Source organism: Kushneria sinocarnis (assembly GCF_003633775.1).
In the GTDB taxonomy this organism is placed as follows: domain Bacteria; phylum Pseudomonadota; class Gammaproteobacteria; order Pseudomonadales; family Halomonadaceae; genus Kushneria; species Kushneria sinocarnis.
In genome coordinates, this window is the sequence record NZ_RBIN01000001.1 from 298,872 (window position 1) to 319,023 (window position 20,152).

Genomic DNA, 20,152 nt, shown 5'->3' on the forward strand with positions numbered 1-20,152 from the left:
TGGCATGAACCCGAGCGTCCTGCCCGTTTTCGACGGTCACAACGATCTGCTGCTGCGACTCTACCAGGGCACGGTCGATGCCGAGGCGATCCGTGATGGCTGTCCCGGGGGCCACATCGACCTGCCGCGCGCCCGCCGCGGCGGCTGGGGCGGCGGGCTGTTCGCGATCTTCGCACCCCCGGTGGGCGAATCCGGTGTCGCGGGCATGGGAGCGTTCGACGGGACGGGCTACGATCTGCCGCTGCCGCCGGCACTGCCTGCCGACCAGGCACTGCCGATGGCACTGGCGCAGGTCGAACAGTTCGAGCGGCTGGCGGCACTGGGGGTCATCACGCCCTGCACCACGGCAGGCGGGATTCGCGCGGCCCTGGGCAGTGAACGGCTGGCGGCGGTGTTGCACATGGAGGGCGCCGAGGCGATCGATGCCGACTGCGAGGCGCTGGAACGCTTTCACGGCCTGGGGCTGCGCTCGCTGGGGCCGGTGTGGAGCCGTCCCACCGTGTTCGGCCATGGTGTGCCGTTTCGCTTTCCTGCCACCGGCGATACCGGTCCGGGGCTGACCGACGCCGGCCGGCGGCTGGTGCGCGAGTGCAACCGGCTCGGCATCATGCTGGATCTCTCCCATCTCAACGAAGCCGGCTTCAATGACGTGGCGGCCCTCTCCGAGGCCCCGCTGGTGGCCAGCCACTCCAACGCCCACGCCCTCTGCCCCCATGCGCGCAACCTGACCGACTACCAGCTTGACCGGATCGCCGAGCGCGGCGGACTGGTAGGCCTCAACTTCGCCGCGGCCTTCCTGCGCCCCGACGGCCGCATGAACGGCGACTTCGGGGTGGACCTCATGCTGCGCCATCTCGACCACCTGCTGGCGCATCTGGGGGAGCAGGGCGTGGGCCTGGGCTCCGACTTCGATGGCGCCACGGTCTCCCGCGAGATCGGTGACTGCAGCGGACTGCCGGTGCTGCGCGAGGCGCTGCAGCGTCACGGCGTCGATGCGCCGCTCATGACCCGGCTCTGTCACGCCAACTGGCTGCGCGTGCTGGAGCAGACCTGGGGCGAGTGAGCCTGCACTAGCTCTTCAACAGCGCAGTCAGCACCCGACCATCGAGTGAGCCGCGCTCGGCCAGCCCGAGCCAGTGCGCAAGTGTTGCGCCGAGATCACTCATGCGTGGCAGTCCTTCACTGATCGCCAGGCCGGAGCGTTCGTCGGTGCGCACTCCCGGGCCGTGTAGCACGGCCAGCCCGTGATTGGAGGCAAAATCGGTGCGCGCGCTGGGGATCTGCGGGCCATGATTGGCCCCCGGGCTCTGCACCGGGGCAAGGGTATCGCCGTGCTGGTTGGTCCCCCAGACGAATCCCGGGCTGTAGGCAAAGAGGACATCGCCGGCATGTTCACCCCAGTAGCCCAGTACCTGGGCATCGCATTTTTTCAGCGCCACGGCGATCACGTTCTGCTCACCGTCGGGGGTGACGCAGTACCAGCTGGTGAGGGCGCGCAGAATACGGGTCTGCACTTGATCGAAATCGGCCGGCGCGACCACGCCTTCGGGGTCGCGTCCGGCCAGGTTGACGAAGATCTCCAGTCCGCCGCGCTCATCCTTGAGCAACGCTCGGCTTTGATGGCGGATTGGCTGTCCGTAGTCATCGAGCGTGCAGAGATCGAATGTTGCCAGCCGACGGTAAATATCGCAGAGATAGCGGTTGGGCACGTCGCCATGATCGGACGCCAGCACGATCAGGGTATCGTCACGGCGCTGCTGCAATAGGCGTCCTACGCCCTCGTCGAGCACCCGATAGGCACGGCGGATCACGTCCAGATAGCGTTCGCGCTGCTCGGGGCGGTAAAACGGCGAGGCGGGATCGCACTGGGCGAGACAGGTATGGTGAGTTTCGTCGTTGAGCCGGAATACCGTGGCGAACAGGTTGAAGTCGTGCTCGTTGAGCAGGGTCATGGCCGCATTGGTGAGCCAGTCGAGCTGATAGCGTCCCTCCTCGAAGCTGGTCTCGAACCAGCGCTCGTCGGGCGAAGCCGTGACCGTCCACTTCGAGATGAAGGGGCCATGCCGATCGATCAGGACACGTGCCAGCTCGGGCTGGCTGCTGTGCTCGGCCGGTACGGTAATCTGGGACTGCAGCAGCTCGACATGGTGATGGATCGGGTCGAAGGCCAGCAGTTTGAAACGTACTCGTCCCGAGTATTCATCGTCACCGATCGGCAACCACTCGCTCCACTCGCCACTGCTCAGAGTGATGGGTCGATCGTGGCAATGCAGGGTCAGGCGCTCATCATCGGCTTGCATACGCAGTGACCGGGTGGTGCCATCGTTGAGCTGAAGGGTGGCGGTGAAGCCTTCGTCATGCACTTCGATCGCCCGACGATTGTGCTTCTGGTGATGGGCGAGCGTGGCACCGGCAGGCGGCCAACCCAGCGACTCCGAGGGCTGCGCTGTCACCGGTAGATCGTCCGTGGTGTGCAGGGCGGCAGCCGCCATTTCCATGGGGGCCGGGCCGGCACCGCTCCAGAAGGGCGCCAGGCAGAAATCCTGCGCGCCACTCGGCTGGAGACTTTCGGGAAAGTGCACCAGGGCACTCCTGTATCCCTGCTCGCTCATCAGCTCCAGCAGATGCCGAGTACCGACAGGCGGCATGCGCTGGCCGATCCAGCTGGTACCCGGTGCCTGGCCGGTCAGCATGGTCACGAAGTTGGTGTCACCCCAGGTCGAGATCCAGGGCATCAGTCGGGTCGCACCGCCCTCGTCGAGCAGGCGCCGGATGTTGGGCAGCACGCCTTCATCGCAGAAGCGCTCGAGTAGTTCCGGGATCAGCCCGTCCACGCCCAGTACCACGACCTTTCTCTGTGAATCCTGCATGTTTGTCATCCTGATGAAGTGGTGCGATCAGTCGTCGAGCCGGTAGTGGTCGATGACACTGCGATCGATGTCGATTCCCAGCCCCGGGCGCTCAAGCACCTCAACACAGCCGTTGGCATTGAGTGCGAATTCGCCGCTGATCAGCTCGCGCCGGAAGGGGTGACTCGACTGGTCGTATTCGAGCATCGGCGCCTCCGGGGTCAGGGAGAGTGGCTGGGGCGGCAGAGTGGCGATGAACTGCACGGCGGCGGCCAGACCGATGCCGGTGCCCCATACGTGTGGCATGACCGGGATGTGCCAGGCCTGCGCCAGTGCGGCGATGCGGCGACATTCGGTGATCCCGCCGGCGGCGCCGATATCGGGCTGAATCACATCAAGCGCGCCCTCGCTGATGAAGTCGCGATAGCCGATGCGGGAGTATTCGTTCTCACCGGCAGCGATCCAGGTGCGTGACACGCCCTTGAGTTCGCGGTAACCGTGTCGGTTCTCCGGGCTCAACGGCTCCTCGAAGAGATGCACCCGGGTCTCTTCCAGCTCCATCAGGATTCGACGTGCGGCGGGCACGCTATAGGCGCAGTTGGCATCCATCATCAGGGCAATATCGTCCCCCACGGCTTCGCGTACGGCGCGCATGTCACGCAGGTCGGCCTCGATACCAAAGCCGGTCTTGAGTTTCATGGCCCGATAGCCATTGGCCTGGTGGCGCAGCGCCTCTTCCACCACTTCCTCGGGGTAACGACCCCCTTCACGGCGATAGAACCCGGTGGCATAGGGTCTGATTTCGCGACGAAAGGCGCCGCCCAGCAGACGATGAATCGGCTGGCCGAGTGCCTTGCCGGCGAGGTCCCAGAGCGCGATATCGATTGCCGCAATGCCGAACAGGGCGATGCCCTTCTGACCATAGGGGCGGGTATGGTTGTACATCTCTTCCCAGAGCACTTCGCGCTCGAAGATCGAGCGCCCGATGATCAGCGGTTTCAGGGCGTGCTCGACCATGGCGCGCGCCACTTGTGGTGGCTGCAGGCCGTGGTTGACGCACTCGCCCCAGCCGGTGAGACCTTCGTCGGTGACAATCTCGACCAGCATGGCGGTGCGGCGCTGTACCCAGCCCTGGGAGAAAGCGAACGGTTGCTCGAGTGGGGCGGCGAGCACATGGGTTTTCAGCTCGGTGATGATCATTTCCGGCTCCTGGGTGATAGCGAAAGCGCGGGGTGGGTCAGTCGAAACGGATGCGTTCGATCCGGCCGACGATGAAGAGATAACTGAAGACGGCTGTCAGGGCGTGGGCGATCACGAAAATCAGCGCACCATTGAAGGAGCCGGTGTCGTTGACGATGTAGCCGATCGCGATCGGCGTCACGATGCCCGAACAGTTACCGAACATGTTGAACAGACCGCCGCTCAGGCCGCTGGCCTCTTTCGGCGCGACGTCGGACATGATTGCCCAGCCCAGGCCGCCAAAGCCCTTGCCGAAGAAGGCCAGTGCCATGATGGCCACGATCAGCCAGTCGATATCGATGTAGTTGCAGATCAGCATGCTGGTCGACAGCGTCATGCCCAGCACGATGGGGGTCTTTCGAGCCGCCGTCAGCGAATGCCCGCGGCGCAGCATCATGTCGGAAAAGACCCCGCTGAGAATGCCGCCGGCAAAGCCGCACACGGCCGGGATCGAGGCCACGAAACCGGCCTCGAGGATATTCATGCCGCGGGCATCGACGAGATAGACCGGAAACCAGGTGAGGAAGAACCAGGTCAGCGCATTGAAGCAGTACTGGCTGATATAGATGCCCACCAGCATGCGCGAGGAGAGCAGGCGCCGCAGGGTGCGCCCGGTATGACCACGCTGACTGGTCTGCGTCCGGCTGTCGTGATCCATGTCGACCAGCGCACCGCCCTCGGCGATATAGGCCACTTCGGCCTCGTTGGCGCGTTGATGATCGCGCGGGGCGTGCACCACGACCAGCCAGATAAAGAAACACACCACGCCCAGCGCGCCCATGACGAAGAAGGTGGCCTCCCAGCCGAAATGGTAGGTCAGTGCCCCCATGATCGGTGCGAACAGCACGGTGGCGAAATACTGTGCGGAATTGAAGATGGTGGCGGCCCGGCCGCGCTCCTGCAGCGGAAACCAGCTGGCGACAATGCGACTGTTGCCCGGAAAGGAGGGAGACTCCGCCAGCCCCACCAGAAAGCGCAGGACGAACAGCACGATCACGGCAGCCCCGGCGGTAAAGGCGCCCGCGGTGCCCTGAAAGAAGGTAAAGGTCGACCACAGCAGAATGCCGGCGGCATAAACCCGACGGGAGCCGAAGCGATCCAGCAGCCAGCCGCCGGGGAGCTGGGCAATGACATAGGCCCATGAGAAAGCGGAGAAGATATACCCCATGGTGACGCTGTTGATCCCCAGGTCGTCGCGCAGTGCCGGTCCGACAATCGAAATCGCGGAGCGGTCGGCGTAATTGATCAGGGTAATGCCGAACAGCATGGCAAGAATCAGATAGCGCACATGGGTCTGGCGTGGCTGGTCGGTCGTGGCGCTGGCACGGCTGCGGAACATCTCATTCATGAGTCGTCTCTTTCGTAGCGCTGCAAAAAAGGTTGTGTGGCTCGAGACGAAAGGTGTTTCTCGGAATGCGTTTGATGAAACGCTGCACCCGTCGCCATGGGACACGATTTCGACATCTATTTCGTAGCGCTACGATAGCGGTACGATTATTACGATCCCATCCCACCTTGGTCGCAGCTGACAGCCGGTCCGGCAGCCCCTCACGCGCCGGCAAGGTTGCGCTGTCTTCGGCCAGCAGAGAAGATGACTCGCCCGTCCGGAACTGCTTCGCAGCTCGGCATCATCGCTTGCAGAGGAAGTCGAACAGCCTTGGCCACATCCAGACAGCGACGAGGTTCCCAGCGTGTCACCATGGGTGATGTGGCACGTATTGCAGGTGTCTCCCCCAGTACCGTATCCCTCTATCTGCGCCGGCCCGATGAGGTCTCCGAACAGCGCGGCCAGCGTATTCGGGCGGCGGTGGATCGGCTGGGCTATCTGCCCAACACCATGGCCGGTGGGCTGGCGTCGTCCCGCTCCCGCATCATCGGCGTGCTGGTGCCCACCATCAGCAACTCCTTCTTTGCGGCGACGCTCGATACGCTGGAGAAACGGCTGCGGGAGGCGGGTTATCAACTGCTGATCGGCAACACCGAATTCGACGAGGCGCGCGAGGAAGAGCTGGTCCGCTCGATGATGAGCTGGTCACCCGCGGGGCTGGTAATGACAGGTTTCCGTCACGGCCGTCGCACGGTATCGATGCTGCTCGACAGTGATATTCCGCTGGTGGAGATGTGGGACTACGGGCAACCGGCGCTGGATATGGTGGCAGGCTTTTCGCACTATGCGACCGGTCAGCTGATCGCCCGCCATCTGCTCGAGCGCGGCTACCGTGATACCGCCTTCATCAGCCCTCGCTTCAGCCGGGATGTGCGAGCCGGTGAGCGTTATCGGGGGTTCCGGGAGGGCATCGAGCAGGGCCGTGGTCGGGTCACCATGCGTGAACTGAGCGGAGCAACCGATACCGCGGAAGCCGGGACGCTGCTGAGCGAACTGATGGCCGAGCGGCCATCGATCAGTGCCGTTTTCTGTGCCAACGACATGGTGGCGCTGGGCGTGATGTTCGAGTGCCAGCGTCGTGGCTGGGAGATTCCGGAGCGGCTGGCGGTGGCCGGGTTCGGCAATCTGGAATTCACCCCCAATACGGTGCCGCCGCTGACGACTGTCGAGCCGCCCAAATATGAGATCGGCCAGCAGGTCGCCGAACTGCTGCTCGCCCGACTCGGCAAGTCGGGGGAAGCAGAGGCTCATCAGGTAGATCTCGGCGTGCACCTGATCACCCGTGAGAGTACCTGAGCAGATTCAGCGCTGCCGCCACGGTTCGCGCGCCACGCAGTGCAGCCGGGCGTGGCGATCGGCCAGTGCGGCCAGGTCACGGTCGTAGCCGCCGCCGATGACCGCGGCGGTCGGGATGCCCGCTGCCCGACACTGCCCGAGCACGAACGCATCGCGCCGGGTCAGGCCGTCATGGCTGAGCTCGAAGTGCCCCAGCCGGTCGCCGGCATGCACGTCGGCACCGGCGTCATACAGCACCAGTTCCGGCTGCAGTCGTTCGAGCAGCGCCGGCACGTGGCGCTCGAGCACCGCCAGATAGTCGTCATCAGCGGTGCCCCGCGGCAGTGCCACGTCAAGATCGCTCTCGCGCTTGGTAAAGGGGAAGTTGCGCTCGCCGTGGATGGAGAAGGTGAACACCCTGGGATCGTGGCGGAAGGTCCAGGCGGTGCCATCGCCCTGGTGGACATCGCAGTCGATGATCAGGATCTTCCGCAGACCGTGGACCGCCATGGCCTCGCAGGCGGTCACCGCCAGATCGTTGAGCAGACAGTAGCCGCTGGCGGCATCGGGATAGGCGTGGTGGGTGCCGCCGGCGGTATTGCAGGCCAGCCCGGTGCGCAGCGCCGCCTCCAGCGTGGCGAGCGTGCCGCCGACTTCCAGCAGGGTGCGCCGTACCAGCGCGGGCGACCAGGGGAAGCCGCTGCGCTTGCGGGCGAGCGGATCGGCATCGCCGAGATGGAAGGTCTGCAGATAGGCCGGGGTATGCACCCGCAGCAGCTGGCGATCGCTGGCCGGTTGCGGCGTGAGCCACTCGATGGCGGGGTCGTCATCGAAGCCGAGCTCGCCCAGGCGCGCACGCAGGGCGCGGAACTTGGCCATCGGGAAGGGATGGCGCGCCGGCCACTCGAAGCTGTAGCCGGGGTGATGAATCAGCGGCAGGCGGGGCTCAGTCATGTTCGGCCGACTGCCGGGCGACCCAGCGGTAAACATCGCCGTAGGGATACTGCTCGAGCCGGGCAAACCCGGTCAGCTGGCGGGCCTTCAGCGGCGTGAAGATCGGCATCGACAGCCCGCAGAGAAAGCGCGTGATGCGCATCACCCCGGGGGCGGTGGCGAACTGCTCGCGGTGGCGCTCGATGAAGGGGCGGGCGAGGTGGTCGAAGTCCGCCGGCGTCAGCGCCGGCCGGGGCGCCGGTGCCGGCAGGCGGGCGACCCGGCCGTGGCAGACCGAGCAGTGGCCGCAGCGATCCGCTGTATCGGCGCGGGCGAAGTAGTCATCACCGAAGTACTCGGTCAGCCGCCGCGTCAGGCAGTACTCGCTCTCCAGCAGCGCGACCATGGCGTTCAGCCGCTCGATCTCGGCGCGCTCCTTCGCCTGAAAGTGCTCGCTCAGCGCCGCGGTCCGGGCCTCGATATCGAAATCGGGTGCCTGCACCTCGAACACATCGGTCAGACGCTTGCCCTCCAGCAGCAGCCAGCCCTGCTGCTGGAAGTACTCCAGCGCGCTGATCACCCGTGCGCGCGAGGCGTCGATGCCGGCCTGCTGTCCGGCCCGGTAGAGGCGCTCGAAATCCACCGTGCCCCAGCGCCGTGCCACCGGAATCTCTTCCACCAGCAGGGCCACGAAGCGCGCGCGCTCGCCTTCGAAACGGGCGATCAGCTCGCCGGGGTCGATCAGATACTGCAGCCGGTACTCGGCCAGATAGGCCAGCTGCGGCGTGATCAGTCCGCGCATCTCCAGCTGTACCAGCAGCGTCTTGAGCGGCAGCGGCCGGATGTTGCTCTCCCGCGAGAGCGTGTTGAGCACCACCGGCCACTGACGCGTCTCGCTTTGTCCGGCCTGCCGGATCGCCTCGAGCACCTGCCGGATGCCCTCGGGCTCCGGGGTATCGCCGTAGACGAAGTTCTCCAGCACGCCGAGCGCATCGCGCCCGGCCAGCACCAGACAGCGCGACGGGGCACCATCGCGGCCGGCGCGGCCGATCTCCTGACTGTAGTTCTCGATCGACTTGGGCAGATCGAAGTGCACCACGTTGCGGATGTCGCGCTTGTCGATACCCATGCCGAAGGCGATGGTGGCGACGATGCAGGGCACCTCGCCGCTCATGAACTGCTGCTGGAGGGCGTCGCGGGTCTCGCCGTCGAGCCCGGCGTGATAGGCACGCACCCGCAGCCCCTGCTGCGTCAGCCGGCGGGCGAGTGTTTCGGCGGTCTGCTGCAGGGTGACATAGATGATGGTGGGCTCTTCCGCCCCCGGCGGCTGGCGGGGGGCGAGCCAGCGGGCGAGGGCGTCCGGCCGCTCGTCGCCGGCCACCGGCTCGACCAGCAGTTCGAGATTGCGGCGGTAAAAGCCGGTCGTCACCACGTCGTCGGAGGCGATGGCAAAACGCTCCTGCATGTCCCGGATGACCGCCGGCGTGGCGGTGGCGGTCAGCAGCAGCGCCTGGGGGATGCCGAATTCGCGCTGATAATCCGGCAGACGCAGATAGTCGGGGCGGAAGTTGTGCCCCCACTCGGAGATGCAGTGCGCCTCGTCGATCACCAGCAGCGAGATGGCTACCTGTTCGAGAAAGCGGCGAAAGCGCTCGTTGCGCAGCCGCTCCACCGACACCATCAGGATTTTCAGCTCGCCCGAGCGGGCGCGTTGCATGACCTCGCGCACCTCATCGCGTGTCAGGGTGGAGTCGATGGTGGCCGCCGCCACGCCGTGGCGCTCGAGAAACGCCAGCTGGTCCTGCATCAGCGCCAGCAGCGGCGAGACCACCAGCGTCAGGTGGGGCAGGTGCAGCGCCGGCAGCTGATAGCAGAGCGACTTGCCGGCGCCGGTGGCGAAGATCGCCGCCGTCGAACGCCCGCCGACCACCCGCTCGACCACGGCCTGCTGGCCGCCGCGAAAGTCATCGAAGCCGAAGACGCGCTTGAGCGTGTGGTGCAGTTCGGGGCTGGCGGCGGGAGAGGATGACATGGTGGCGGTCCGACAGGGTGGCAATGGTATCGCGCCAGCGTAATCCCTTGCCGGGTGTCCTGTCAGGCGCCGGGATCGTCCCGGTCGCGCTGCGGGGAGGCCTGGAGTACCGGATCGCCCGGCGCCAGTGCCGGGGCCTCGGTGGCCTGGCGTGCCGAACGATAGCTGACGCCATGGCGCACCCGCGGAGGCTCGCCGCCGGCGTGCAGGGTCATGACGCGCTCGATGATGGCGCGATCGGCGACCGTCAGCCGGTCGAGCATGCGCAGATGCTGCAGCCAGTTGGGCACCAGGAAGACCTCCTGCCAGAGCTCGCGATCCGCGATGTCGCGATAGAGCGACCAGCGCCGGGCGCCGTTGCGCAGCCGCAGCCGGCGCAGGGGCCGCACCGCGCGGGCGAATTCGCGGGTGGCCTCGCCGGGAATGCGGTACTCGATGGTCACCATCACCGAGCCGCGCCGGGGGTTGAAGGCAAACCCGGGGCGCGCGGTAAAGGGCGCCGGCGCCCCGGTCAGCTCATCGGCATTGAGCTCGGGCAGGCGCGAAGGCAGCGCCAGCAGCGCCGAGCCGGCCAGGGCCAGCCCGGCGATCAGCAGCGTGCCCGGGACGGTGAGGCCGTCCGCCAGCTGCCCCCACAGCAGGGAGCCCAGACTCAGGCCGGCGTAGAGCGCAGTCTGATAGAGCGCCAGGGCCCGCGCCTTGACCCAGTCCGGCACCAGCACCTGCACCGAGGCGTTGTAGGAGGCCACCGCCGCGATCCAGCAGCTGCCGCCGACCACCAGCACCGGCAGCAGTACCCAGAGTGTCTCGACGCTGCCCAGGGTCACCATCACGCCGCCGAGCAGCAGGGCCGCGAGGCTGATCAGCCGGCTGCTGCCGAGGGCCCGGCGGGCACGGGTAACCAGGGTGCTGCCGGCGATGGCGCCCAGCCCCAGTGCGCCCAGCAGGTAGCCGTAGAGCAAGGCACTGCCGTTCGGATGCTGGTGCGCCAGCAGCGGCAGCAGCGCCCAGATGGCGCTGGCCGAGAGCCCGAAGATGAACGAGCGCAGCATGATCAGTCGGGTGACGCTGGAGTACTGGGTAAAGTGCAGCGCCGCCTTGATGCCCTCGACGATCCGCTCCGGCGGCAGGCTTTTCTCCGGTACCGCCCGGTGCCAGCGCCACAGCGTCCACAGCAGGCCAGCGAAGCAGAGGCAGTTGAGCAGGAAGATCCACGCCGGCTGTACCAGCGCCAGCAGCGCACCGCCCAGTGCCGGGCCGACGGCGCGCGCGGCGTTGAAGTTGACGCTGTTGAGCAGCACCGCGCTGCTGACCAGGTTGCGCGGCACCTGCTCGCTGACGGCCGCCTGCCACGCCGGCGAGGTGATCGCCGCACCGATCGACACGCAGAGGATGGCGACCAGCAGCAGGTTCGGGGCCAGCCAGCCGAGAAAGGCCAGTGCGGTCAGCCCCAGCCCGCCGAGGATCTCGATCGACATCCCGAACAGCATGATGCGCCGGCGATCGTAGTTGTCGGCCACCACGCCGGTGACGATCGCCAGCAGCACCAGCGGCAGGGCGGTGACGACCTGGATCATCGCCACCTGCAGCGCACTGCCGTGCGCAGCGGTGACCACCCAGGCGGCGGCGACCGACTGCGCCCAGACGCCCAGATTGGCGAACAGGTTGGCGATCCAGATGGCGCGAAAGGCGGGAATGGTCAGCGGCGTGAAGGTTCCCACATCGGCCGGGCGGGGCGGTGGGGTAGCCGACTCGACGGTCAGATCGCTCTGGCGGGAAACAGGCTGCAGCATGAGACCATCCGAAAACCATGAAAACCGGCAACCTGTACTACTACAGCGGCCGCGCCGGGAAAGCAAGACGGCGGGCACTGCCGCCCGGCGGCCGGGGCGGTGACAATCCGTCGCTTCCGGCGCCTCGTGCGTCATGGCAGGCTGAAGGCTACTTACCCGTTGGAGTCAGCCATGCGTGTCACGGTCTTCAGTGCCCAGTCCTTCGATCAGCGCTTTCTGGATGCGGCGCTGGCCGAGACGCCCTTCGAGCCGGTCTATCACCCGGTGGCGCTGTCGCTGCAGACCGTGGCGCTCGCCGAGCATGCCCGGGCGGTCTGCGTGTTCGTCAACGATGTGCTCGACGCGCCGGTGCTGGAAGCGCTGCATGGCTTCGGGGTGCAGATCGTGGTGCTGCGCTGTGCCGGCTACAACCAGGTCGATCTCGACGCCGCCCGCCGCCTCGGGCTGGCCGTGGCGCGGGTGCCGGGCTATTCGCCGCAGGCGGTGGCCGAGCACACCCTGGCGCTGGTGATGACCCTCAACCGCCATACCCACCGCGCCTTCAACCGGGTGCGCGAAGGCAACTTCAACCTCGATGGCCTGCTGGGTGTCACCCTGCACGGGCGCACCGTGGGGGTGGTGGGCACCGGCCGGATCGGGCTGGCCACGGCGCGGATATTCGCCGGCATGGGCTGCCGGGTACTCGGCTACGATCCCGCTCCGGCACCGGCGTTCGAGGCGGTCGGCGAGCTGGTCGACTTCGATACCCTGCTGGCCCGCGCCGACATCGTCTCGCTGCACTGTCCGCTGGCGGATGCCACCCACCACCTGATCAATGCCGCCACGCTGGCCCGCATGAAGCCCGGCGCGATGCTGGTGAATACCTCACGCGGCGGGCTGATCGATACCCGCGCGGTGATCGAGGCGCTGCGCACCCACCGGCTGGGGGCGCTGGCGATCGATGTCTACGAGCAGGAGAGCGAGCTGTTCTTTCGCGACCACTCTCAGGAGATCATCAACGATGACATGTTCGCTCGGCTGGCGATGTTCCCCAACGTGCTGATGACCGGCCATCAGGGCTTTTTCACCGAGGAGGCGCTGGACGAGATCGCCCGCACCACCCGCGACAATCTGCTGGCGCTGAGCCAGGGCCATGACTGCGCCAATGCGCTGGTCCGGCCCGGCGACCGGGCGTGACGGCATCAGGCTTCATCGCGGCGCTGGCGCCGAATCAGCAGCCCCCGTGCGGTCAGCGCCAGTGCCGCGACGATGAGGGCGAAGGCGATGCCTGCGGCGGTCAGCCCGATCAGCGCCGAGGTGACGCCCAGCCCCACCACCGGCAGCGAGATGGCGATGTAGATGATCACGAAGTAGGTCGAGGTGACCTCGCTCCTGCGCTGCTGTGGTGAGTGGGCCACCACTTCTCCCAGCCCGGCCCGCAGCGTGATCCCCTGGCCCAGCCCGGAGACGGTGGCGCCCAGCAGCATCAGCCAGAGCGAGGCCAGGCCGATACTGCCGCCCACCAGCAGCACGCCCAGCGCCAGCACCAGACAGCCGCCGGTCAGTCGCATGGCTTCCGGAATCCGGCTCAGCAGCGCCTGGCCGATGGCCGAAGCGATGAAGAGCGTGATCACCACCACGCCGATCATGGCGAGATTGTCGATTTTCAGGATCTGCTGCACGAACGAGGGGGCGGCGGCGGTAAACAGTCCCAGCACGGCGGTACCGGCAAAGCCGGCGATGCCGGCAGGGATAAATACGCCGCGCACCTCTTCGGGGACCGACAGGCGCTGGCGGTGCAGGCGGACCCGTTCGGGTGGCGTGACGGTTTCCGGCGCCCGGGCGACCCCCGCCATGGCGACCAGCGACAAAAGCAGATGCAGCAGATAGGGCAGGGTCAGCGGCCAGCCGGCGTACTGGGCGAGCACGCCGCCCACCAGCGGTCCCAGCCCCAGCCCCAGCACATTGGTGGCGGTGGCCACCAGCGTGGCATTGCGCTGCCACTGTGGTGGCGCCTGCTCGATGATTGCCACCGTGGCGGTGCCGGTGAAGATGCCGGCCGAGAGTCCCGAGAACAGCCGGGCGATCAGCAGCGGCGTCAGGCTCGCGCTGAACAAAAAGATGACATCGCTGATCAGGGCCAGAACCAGCCCGCCCAGCAGCAGCCGCTTGCGGCCCAGCTGATCCGACCAGCTGCCGAAGCCGATCAGCGCGGCGATCACCCCCACGGCATAGGCGGCAAAGATCACCGTGATCATGATCTGCGAAAAGCCCATCCGCGCCTGATAGAGGGGATAGAGCGGGGTGGGCAGGCTGGTCCCCAGCATGGTCACCAGAAACGCGAAGGTGACCAGGCAGAAGGAGAGGCGGCCGGGCCGGTCGGACATGGGAACCTCGAAGAGCGATGAACGGTGGGCCCAGCCTGGTAGATTGTGAGCGGCTTGACCCGGCGCAAAGCGAAACCGAGGCGCCGGATACCGTTGGTAACTGCAGGAACCGGGGCGGCGTGGCACTGTCCGACACGCTGTGCATGCAGCTTCAACACGCGCAACCGGAGGTTCGATGAAAAAGCGGATTGTAGCAGTCGCGACCGCGCTCACTGCGCTGGGCACTACGCCGACGATGGCCTTTACGCTCAACGATGTCGGCAACGCCATGCAGGCGCTCGACCAGCCGTCGTCGAATCAGCAGCAGGCCCGCTCGACTGCGCGCGATTCCAGCGGCAGCGGTCTGTCGCAGCAGGTGCTGGATGCCTTCGGCAGTCGCCAGGCCGATCAGTCGCTGTCGAACCGGCAGCAGGCCACGGTTGCGGGGACCACACCGAACAATCTCGACCAGGCCTCGGAGCTGATCTCGACCCTGACCAGCCAGCTGGGCGTGACCCGTCAGCAGGCCATCGGCGGCTCGGCGGCCCTGCTGGCCTCGGCGAAGAATCAGCTCGGCAGCGATCAGTTCAATCAGCTGAGCAATCAGGCGCCGGGCATCGACGGCCTGCTCTCCAGTGCCCGCGCGGCGACCTCGGCCTCCGGCGGCTCGGGATCGCTGCTGTCGACCCTTTCCGGGCTCGGCGGGGGCGGTAACGAGGCCGGTAGCGGCTCGCTGACCGGGGCGGCCTTCAGTGCGCTGGGTATCGACTCCTCGGTGGCAAGCCGGTTCGCGCCGACCATGCTGCAGTACTTCAGCGGCCAGGGCGTGGGCAGCAGCCTGCTGGGTCAGCTGGCCGGCATCTGGGGCACCTCCCTGCCGGGCAGCGGCTAGATCCGGACGCGACGGCCGGGCTCCTGCCGGTCGGCATCGACCGGCAGGGGCGGGCCAGGGTAGGCTGAAGCCTTTCATCGGCCTGCCGGACTGCCGTCATGACCACTGCCGCGACTCCTGCCGAGACCACCCCTGCCGCCCCCGTTACCGAGACCCTGAGCTGGCAGTGGCAGGGCCGGCAGCTCGATGTCGGCCTGACCCGCCAGGGCAGCGGGCCGACCCTGCTGATGCTGCCGGCGCTCTCCACCATCTCCACCCGCGCCGAGTTCGCAGCCCTTCAGGCGGCGCTGGCCGATCGCTTCACCACCGTTGCCATCGACTGGCCGGGCTTCGGCGATCGCCCGCGACCCTTCATCGACTGGAGTGTCGAGACGCTGCTGGCGTTCGTCGATCATTTGTTCACGGCAATCGATCCACGCCCGGCCGGGGTGGTCGCAGCGGGCCATGCCGGGGGGCTGATGATGCGCTATCTGCGCGATCATCCCGGCGCCGTCGAGCGCCTGATCCTAGTCGCGCCGACCTGGCGCGGGCCGCTGCCGACCATGACCCGGGGCGACTACCGGCCCTGGTTTGCGCGCCTGCGGCGCTGGTTCGATCAACCCTTCGGACGCACCCTCTACTGGCTCAATACCCGCGAGTGGTGCATTCACCGGATGGCCGATGAGCACGTCTATGAGACGCCGCGCTATCTGAATGCCGAGCGCATGGCGATCAAGCGGCGGGTGCCGGCCTCGCCCGGTGCCCGTCACGCCTCGATCCGCTTCGTGACCGGCGCGCTGGACGCCTTTCGCACCCGGGATGCCGCGCTGGCGGCGATGCGCGGTATCACTTCACGCACCCTGATGATGACCACGCCCCACATGCCGCGCCGGTCGGGCGAGAACATGGAGGCGCTGGCGACGCTGGAGGGCGTCGAGACCCACCGGCTGCCGCACGGCCGGCTGCTGGTGCACGAGGAGTATCCCGCCGACGTGGCCGAGGCGATCCGCCGCTGGTGGCCCTGAACGGGCCCCGGCGGCGCCGCGACCGACCCCCTCATCCTGCTTTCCCCCGATCGCCCGCCCGGCTGATGCCGTGATTCTGCAGGGCATCCGATGCCCGCATGAGCTGTGCCCATGCTTAACGATGGTTCACAGCGTTGCTGCCCGGTGCTATTGATATAACCATGTTAATCTCAGTTAACCGGGGTGAAAATGCGTGCCGCTGTCTTCCTGCTGCTGGCCGGACTGATGCTGGCCAGCACTGCCCGCGCCGAGGCGCCCTCGCCGCCGCTCAGGGTGGTTGCCACCATCGGCATGATCGGTGATATCGCCGAACGGGTGGGCGGCGAGTGTGTCGAGGTCACCACCCTGATGGGGCCGGGCGTCGATCCGCATCTCTATCAGGCGAGTGCCGGGGATGTGCGCACCTTCCGTCAGGCGGACACGATCCTCCATGCCGGCTATTCGCTGGAGGGCCGGCTGGGCGAGGTGCTGACGCGCTTCGGGCGCATGAAGCCGACGCTGGCGGTGGCGCCCGAGTCGATTGCCCGCGAGCGGCTGATCACGGTGCAGGATCGCTATGGCGTCGACCCGCACCTGTGGATGGATGTGGGGCTCTGGTCGAACATCGTACCGACGCTGGTGACGCACTTCAGCGAGCAGCGCCCCGGGTGCGCCGGGACCTTCCGGGCCAACGGCGCGGCGTACCGCCGCGAGCTCCAGGCGCTGGATGGCTGGATCAGCGCGAGTATCGCAACCATTCCCGCACGCCAGCGCATTCTGGTCACCGCCCATGATGCCTTCGGTTACTACGGCCGCGCCTACGCCATCGAGGTGGTCGGCATCCAGGGCATCAGTACCGAGACCGAAACCGGTGTGGCCGACATTCGCCGCATGGCGCGCATCGTCAGCGAGTGGAACGTGCCAGCGCTCTTCATCGAGAGCACCATCAATCCGCGCACGGTGCAGGCCGTCATCAATGCCGTCCGCCAGCAGGGGCACGAGGTCGGCATCGGCGGCGAGCTCTACTCCGATGCGATGGGCGAGGCCGGCACCCCGGGCGGCACCTATATCGGCATGCTCCATGCCAATACCACACGCATCGTGAGCGCCCTGGGAGGCGAGGTGCCGGCGCTGCCCGCGGCGCTCGAGGGGTGGGCACGCCGGTGGCTGCCCGCCAGCGAACAGGAGGGAGAGTGATGTCGAACAGGCTCCACGAACCCGGGCTGGCACTGCATGTCGAGGACCTGACCGTCAGCTATCACGGCAAGCCGGTGCTGTGGGATATCGACTTCGATATTCCGCCCGGCGTGATGGCGGCGATCGTCGGCCCCAACGGCGCCGGCAAGAGCACGCTGATCAAGAGCGTGCTGGGGCTGATCCCGCCGATGGCCGGTCACGTGACGCTGTTCGGCCGTCCCTACCGGGCGCAGCGCAAGCGGGTGGGCTATGTGCCGCAGCGCTCCAGCGTCGACTGGGATTTTCCCACCACCGCGCTGGATGTGGTCACCATGGGGCTCTATGGCCAGCTCGGCTGGCTGCGCTGGCCGGGGCGCCGCGAACGCCGCCGCGCCATGGAGGCGCTGGCGATGGTGGGCATGCAGGATTTTGCCGGCCGCCAGATCAGCCAGCTCTCCGGCGGTCAGCAGCAGCGTGTCTTCCTCGCCCGGGCGCTGGTGCAGCAGGCCGACATCTACCTGCTCGATGAGCCGATGGCGGGCGTGGATGCCACCACCGAACGCGCCATCGTCGAGCTGCTGCAGCGCCTGCGCGACGAGGGCCGGACCGTGATCGTGGTCCACCACGATCTGCAGACGGTACGCTGCTGGTTCGACTGGCTGCTGATGCTCAATGTGCGCGTGGTGGCCCAGGGGCCGGTCGAGCAGGTCTGGACTGCCGAAAACCTGCGCCGCACCTACGGCGGTCAGATCGCCCTGCTGGATGGCGATACGTCGATTACCGCTCCGGCCGGACCCGCGGCGCGAGCGTCGGGCGCATCATGAGCGCGGCGGCGATGCTCGGCGACTACACCCTGCAGAACGTGGTCATGGGCGCGCTGCTGCTCGGCGCCATCAGCGGGGTGCTGGGCAGCTTCGCGATGCTGCGCCGGCAGAGTCTGCTCGGCGATACCCTCTCGCATGCCGCGCTGCCGGGCGTCTGTCTCGGGTTCATCATGGCCGGGTCGCGGGAGATGGGCAGCCTCATGGCGGGGGCGCTGGGCACCGGCGCGGTGGCGGCACTGATGGTGGTGCTGCTGACCCGCTACAGCCGGCTCAAGACCGATGCGGCACTGGGGATCGTGCTGAGTACCAGCTTTGCCCTCGGGGTGGTCCTGCTGACCTTTATTCAGGGCATGAACAATGCCGCCCAGGGGGGGCTGAATGCCTTCCTGTTCGGCCAGGCGGCGGCCACCCTGCGCAGCGATCTGCTGCTCATGGCCGGGATCACGGCGCTGGCGCTGATACTGGTGCTGGGGCTGTGGAAGGAGTTCAAGCTGATCTGCTTCGATCCCGGCTTTGCCCGGGCACAGGGGCTGCCGGTGCTGCTGCTGGAGGTCGTGCTCACCGTGATGATTGCGCTGGCGGTGGTGGTCGGTCTGCAGATGGTGGGCGTGGTCCTGATGGCGGCGATGGTGATCGCGCCGGCAGTGGCGGCGCGCCAGTGGAGCCCGCGGCTGGAGGTGATGGTGCCGCTGGCGGCGCTGTTCGGCATGGCGGCCGGGGTCAGCGGCGCGCTGATCAGTACGCTCGGACGGGGGCTGGCCACCGGCCCTCTGATCATCATCTGTGTCTCCGGGTTCGTGCTGGTCTCGCTGCTGCTGGCCCCGCGCCGGGGCCTGCTGTGGGAGGCGGCATTCCGCCTGCGTCAGCGCCGCCGGCTGCGTCAGCAGCAGTTGCTGACCCGGCTGTATCGGCAGGCGTCGTGGCATGGCGAGCCCCGCCGGGGCAGCGGCCGAAAGCTTGCGGATGATGACTGCGATCCCCGCACGCGCCGCGTCGTGCGGCAGCTCGAACAGCGTGGACTGGTCGGGTGCCACGATCGCCACTGGATGCTGACGGCCGAAGGTCACGAGGCAGCGGCGCGCATTCTGGCGCAGCTGGAAGGGAGGGCGACCTGATGCTGGCCGCGCTGCTCGACAATCCCGGTGTCATGATCGTCACCGTCGGGGCGCTGGTCGGCATCGCCGCCACCCTGGTGGGCACCTTCCTGGTGCTGCGGGGGACCAGCATGCTGGCGGATGCGATCAGCCACTCGATCGTCTTCGGCATCGTCATCGTCTGGCTGCTGACGCATCAGCAGAGCGGCCCGCTGCAGCTCATCGGTGCGGCGCTGACCGGTCTTCTGACGGTGGTGCTCACCGAGCTTCTGATCAACTCGAAGCGGGTCCGGCAGGATGCCGCGATCGGGCTGGTATTTCCGCTGCTGTTCTCGATCGGCGTGCTGCTGCTCAATCTCCATGCCGGCAATATCCACGTCGACACCCATACCGTGCTGCTCGGCGAGATCGGCTTCGTGTGGCTGGATACCGTCTCGCTGGGCGGTTACGAGGTGCCCCGCGCGCTGCTGTCGATGGGCGCGATGACGCTGCTCAATGCGCTGTTCGTGGGGCTGCTGTTCAAGGAGCTGAAGCTCGCCACCTTCGATGCGGCGCTGGCCCGGGCGCTGGGCCTGGCGCCGGGCGTGCTGTTTCATGCGCTGCTGCTCACCAGCGGCACCGCGGTGGCAGCCTTCGATGCGGTGGGGGCGATTTTGTTCGTGGCCTTCGTGATCGTCATCCCCGCCACTGCCTATCTGCTCACCGACCGGCTGACGCTGATGCTGGCGATCGGCGTGGCGGTGTCGATCGGCGCGAGCCTGGCCGGCTACGGCCTGGCGATCCTCTGGGACGTCTCCATCGGCAGCATGATGGCGGTGATGACCGGGGTCTGCCTGCTGCTGGCCTTCCTGTTCGGGCCGCGCCATGGGCTGGTGGCACAGGCGCACGAGCGTCGCCGGCAGCGCCGGCTCAACGAGAGCCGCACGCTGGCGGTGCATCTCTACAACCACGAGGGCACTCCCGAGCAGGGCGAGGAGAATGTCGCCCGGGCACTGCGCGAGCATCTGCTGTGGCCCTCCGAGCGGGCGCAGCAGGCGATTCTGAAGGGGCTCGACGAGGGCTACATCGAGCGCCACGGCGAACTTCTGCAGCTGACCGCCACCGGTCGGGCGATGGCGCGGGAGATCCTGGCGCCGGGGCGGGAGTGACCGGGACGCCGGCATGCGTCGCGCGCCGGAGGGCGAGCAGCCCGGAGCGGGCGCGAAACGCTGCTGCAACGGTTGCCGGGTCCGTTGCTTTTTTAATGACAGATGTCGGCAGGCGCTGGCTCATGGCGTGATATCGCGCCACGAGCAGCACCAACAGTCGTCCCCGCCGGGCGCCCGTGCCC

At 67.3% G+C, this 20,152-nt stretch carries 16 protein-coding genes; 9 read left to right on the forward strand and 7 right to left on the reverse strand.

The annotated features are described in order from the left end of the window. Positions 1–4: 4 nt before the first annotated feature. The gene (locus tag C7446_RS01390; RefSeq protein WP_121170562.1) at positions 5–1,063 is read left to right on the forward strand and encodes a dipeptidase; all 1,059 of its coding nucleotides are present in this window, start codon (positions 5–7) and stop codon (positions 1,061–1,063) included. Positions 1,064–1,070: 7 nt separating this feature from the next. Here C7446_RS01390 and C7446_RS01395 read toward each other — a convergent pair whose 3' ends face one another. Genes C7446_RS01395 through C7446_RS01405 form a run of 3 tightly spaced genes read right to left on the reverse strand, consistent with a single transcriptional unit; the run spans position 1,071 to position 5,436 of the window. Beyond that, the gene (locus C7446_RS01395) at positions 1,071–2,870 is read right to left on the reverse strand and encodes an alkaline phosphatase family protein (protein WP_170149964.1); all 1,800 of its coding nucleotides are present in this window, start codon (positions 2,868–2,870) and stop codon (positions 1,071–1,073) included. A gap of 27 nt (positions 2,871–2,897) precedes the next feature. Then, positions 2,898–4,049, reverse strand: coding sequence for a mandelate racemase/muconate lactonizing enzyme family protein (locus tag C7446_RS01400; protein ID WP_121170566.1), 1,152 nt, complete (start codon positions 4,047–4,049; stop codon positions 2,898–2,900). A 37-nt stretch (positions 4,050–4,086) separates the two neighbouring features. Then, a complete protein-coding gene (locus tag C7446_RS01405) occupies positions 4,087–5,436 on the reverse strand; it encodes an MFS transporter (RefSeq protein WP_281272316.1) in 1,350 nt (449 codons plus the stop codon). A 309-nt stretch (positions 5,437–5,745) separates the two neighbouring features. Between C7446_RS01405 and C7446_RS01410 the strand changes: the two genes are divergently transcribed. Next, positions 5,746–6,771, forward strand: a complete 1,026-nt coding sequence (locus C7446_RS01410; protein WP_170149965.1) for a LacI family DNA-binding transcriptional regulator — start codon at positions 5,746–5,748, stop codon at positions 6,769–6,771. Between the two features lie 6 nt (positions 6,772–6,777). On the opposite strand, the gene C7446_RS01415 is transcribed toward C7446_RS01410, so the two are convergent. The 3 genes from C7446_RS01415 to C7446_RS01425 all read right to left on the reverse strand — a co-directional run bounded on the left by C7446_RS01415 (position 6,778) and on the right by C7446_RS01425 (position 11,508). Beyond that, positions 6,778–7,704: a histone deacetylase family protein gene (locus tag C7446_RS01415; protein WP_121170570.1), complete on the reverse strand. Its 927-nt coding sequence runs from the start codon at positions 7,702–7,704 to the stop codon at positions 6,778–6,780. Then, positions 7,697–9,715 (reverse strand): RecQ family ATP-dependent DNA helicase, encoded by a 2,019-nt coding sequence (locus C7446_RS01420; protein ID WP_211327818.1) that lies wholly within the window; start codon positions 9,713–9,715, stop codon positions 7,697–7,699. The genes C7446_RS01415 and C7446_RS01420 overlap by 8 nt, the downstream gene beginning before the upstream one ends. Positions 9,716–9,777: 62 nt before the next feature. Next, entirely contained in the window at positions 9,778–11,508 is a 1,731-nt protein-coding gene (locus C7446_RS01425; protein WP_121170572.1) for an MFS transporter, read from the reverse strand. Positions 11,509–11,679: 171 nt separating this feature from the next. Between C7446_RS01425 and C7446_RS01430 the strand changes: the two genes are divergently transcribed. Then, entirely contained in the window at positions 11,680–12,684 is a 1,005-nt protein-coding gene (locus C7446_RS01430; RefSeq protein ID WP_121170574.1) for a 2-hydroxyacid dehydrogenase, read from the forward strand. Positions 12,685–12,689: 5 nt separating this feature from the next. Here the strand turns inward: C7446_RS01430 and C7446_RS01435 are convergent, their stop codons facing one another. Beyond that, positions 12,690–13,874, reverse strand: coding sequence for an MFS transporter (locus tag C7446_RS01435; RefSeq protein WP_121170576.1), 1,185 nt, complete (start codon positions 13,872–13,874; stop codon positions 12,690–12,692). 175 nt (positions 13,875–14,049) lie between these two features. Here C7446_RS01435 and C7446_RS01440 point away from each other — a divergent pair, with 175 nt between their 5' ends. From C7446_RS01440 to C7446_RS01465, 6 genes are all read left to right on the forward strand, one after another. Then, positions 14,050–14,745, forward strand: coding sequence for a DUF2780 domain-containing protein (locus C7446_RS01440; RefSeq protein ID WP_121170578.1), 696 nt, complete (start codon positions 14,050–14,052; stop codon positions 14,743–14,745). Between the two features lie 98 nt (positions 14,746–14,843). After that, a complete protein-coding gene (locus C7446_RS01445; protein ID WP_121170580.1) occupies positions 14,844–15,749 on the forward strand; it encodes an alpha/beta hydrolase in 906 nt (301 codons plus the stop codon). A gap of 189 nt (positions 15,750–15,938) precedes the next feature. Beyond that, the gene (locus C7446_RS01450; RefSeq protein ID WP_121170582.1) at positions 15,939–16,925 is read left to right on the forward strand and encodes a metal ABC transporter solute-binding protein, Zn/Mn family; all 987 of its coding nucleotides are present in this window, start codon (positions 15,939–15,941) and stop codon (positions 16,923–16,925) included. After that, positions 16,925–17,728: a metal ABC transporter ATP-binding protein gene (locus C7446_RS01455; RefSeq protein ID WP_121170584.1), complete on the forward strand. Its 804-nt coding sequence runs from the start codon at positions 16,925–16,927 to the stop codon at positions 17,726–17,728. Before C7446_RS01450 ends, C7446_RS01455 begins: the two co-directional genes overlap by 1 nt. After that, positions 17,725–18,843 (forward strand): metal ABC transporter permease, encoded by a 1,119-nt coding sequence (locus C7446_RS01460; protein WP_121170586.1) that lies wholly within the window; start codon positions 17,725–17,727, stop codon positions 18,841–18,843. The genes C7446_RS01455 and C7446_RS01460 overlap by 4 nt, the downstream gene beginning before the upstream one ends. After that, positions 18,843–19,970, forward strand: a complete 1,128-nt coding sequence (locus C7446_RS01465) for a metal ABC transporter permease (RefSeq protein WP_121170588.1) — start codon at positions 18,843–18,845, stop codon at positions 19,968–19,970. The genes C7446_RS01460 and C7446_RS01465 overlap by 1 nt, the downstream gene beginning before the upstream one ends. The last annotated feature ends 182 nt before the right edge of the window (positions 19,971–20,152 follow it).

Coding starts and splice junctions, on each gene's coding strand:
- C7446_RS01460 (WP_121170586.1), top strand. CDS start 17,725: ATGAGCGCGGCGGCGATGCTCGGCGACTACACCCTGCAGAACGTGGTC.
- C7446_RS01390 (WP_121170562.1), top strand. CDS start 5: ATGAACCCGAGCGTCCTGCCCGTTTTCGACGGTCACAACGATCTGCTG.
- C7446_RS01435 (WP_121170576.1), bottom strand. CDS start 13,874: ATGTCCGACCGGCCCGGCCGCCTCTCCTTCTGCCTGGTCACCTTCGCG.
- C7446_RS01420 (WP_211327818.1), bottom strand. CDS start 9,715: ATGTCATCCTCTCCCGCCGCCAGCCCCGAACTGCACCACACGCTCAAG.
- C7446_RS01405 (WP_281272316.1), bottom strand. CDS start 5,436: ATGAATGAGATGTTCCGCAGCCGTGCCAGCGCCACGACCGACCAGCCA.
- C7446_RS01425 (WP_121170572.1), bottom strand. CDS start 11,508: ATGCTGCAGCCTGTTTCCCGCCAGAGCGATCTGACCGTCGAGTCGGCT.
- C7446_RS01395 (WP_170149964.1), bottom strand. CDS start 2,870: ATGCAGGATTCACAGAGAAAGGTCGTGGTACTGGGCGTGGACGGGCTG.
- C7446_RS01465 (WP_121170588.1), top strand. CDS start 18,843: ATGCTGGCCGCGCTGCTCGACAATCCCGGTGTCATGATCGTCACCGTC.
- C7446_RS01400 (WP_121170566.1), bottom strand. CDS start 4,049: ATGATCATCACCGAGCTGAAAACCCATGTGCTCGCCGCCCCACTCGAG.
- C7446_RS01445 (WP_121170580.1), top strand. CDS start 14,844: ATGACCACTGCCGCGACTCCTGCCGAGACCACCCCTGCCGCCCCCGTT.
- C7446_RS01430 (WP_121170574.1), top strand. CDS start 11,680: ATGCGTGTCACGGTCTTCAGTGCCCAGTCCTTCGATCAGCGCTTTCTG.
- C7446_RS01415 (WP_121170570.1), bottom strand. CDS start 7,704: ATGACTGAGCCCCGCCTGCCGCTGATTCATCACCCCGGCTACAGCTTC.
- C7446_RS01450 (WP_121170582.1), top strand. CDS start 15,939: ATGCGTGCCGCTGTCTTCCTGCTGCTGGCCGGACTGATGCTGGCCAGC.
- C7446_RS01440 (WP_121170578.1), top strand. CDS start 14,050: ATGAAAAAGCGGATTGTAGCAGTCGCGACCGCGCTCACTGCGCTGGGC.
- C7446_RS01455 (WP_121170584.1), top strand. CDS start 16,925: ATGTCGAACAGGCTCCACGAACCCGGGCTGGCACTGCATGTCGAGGAC.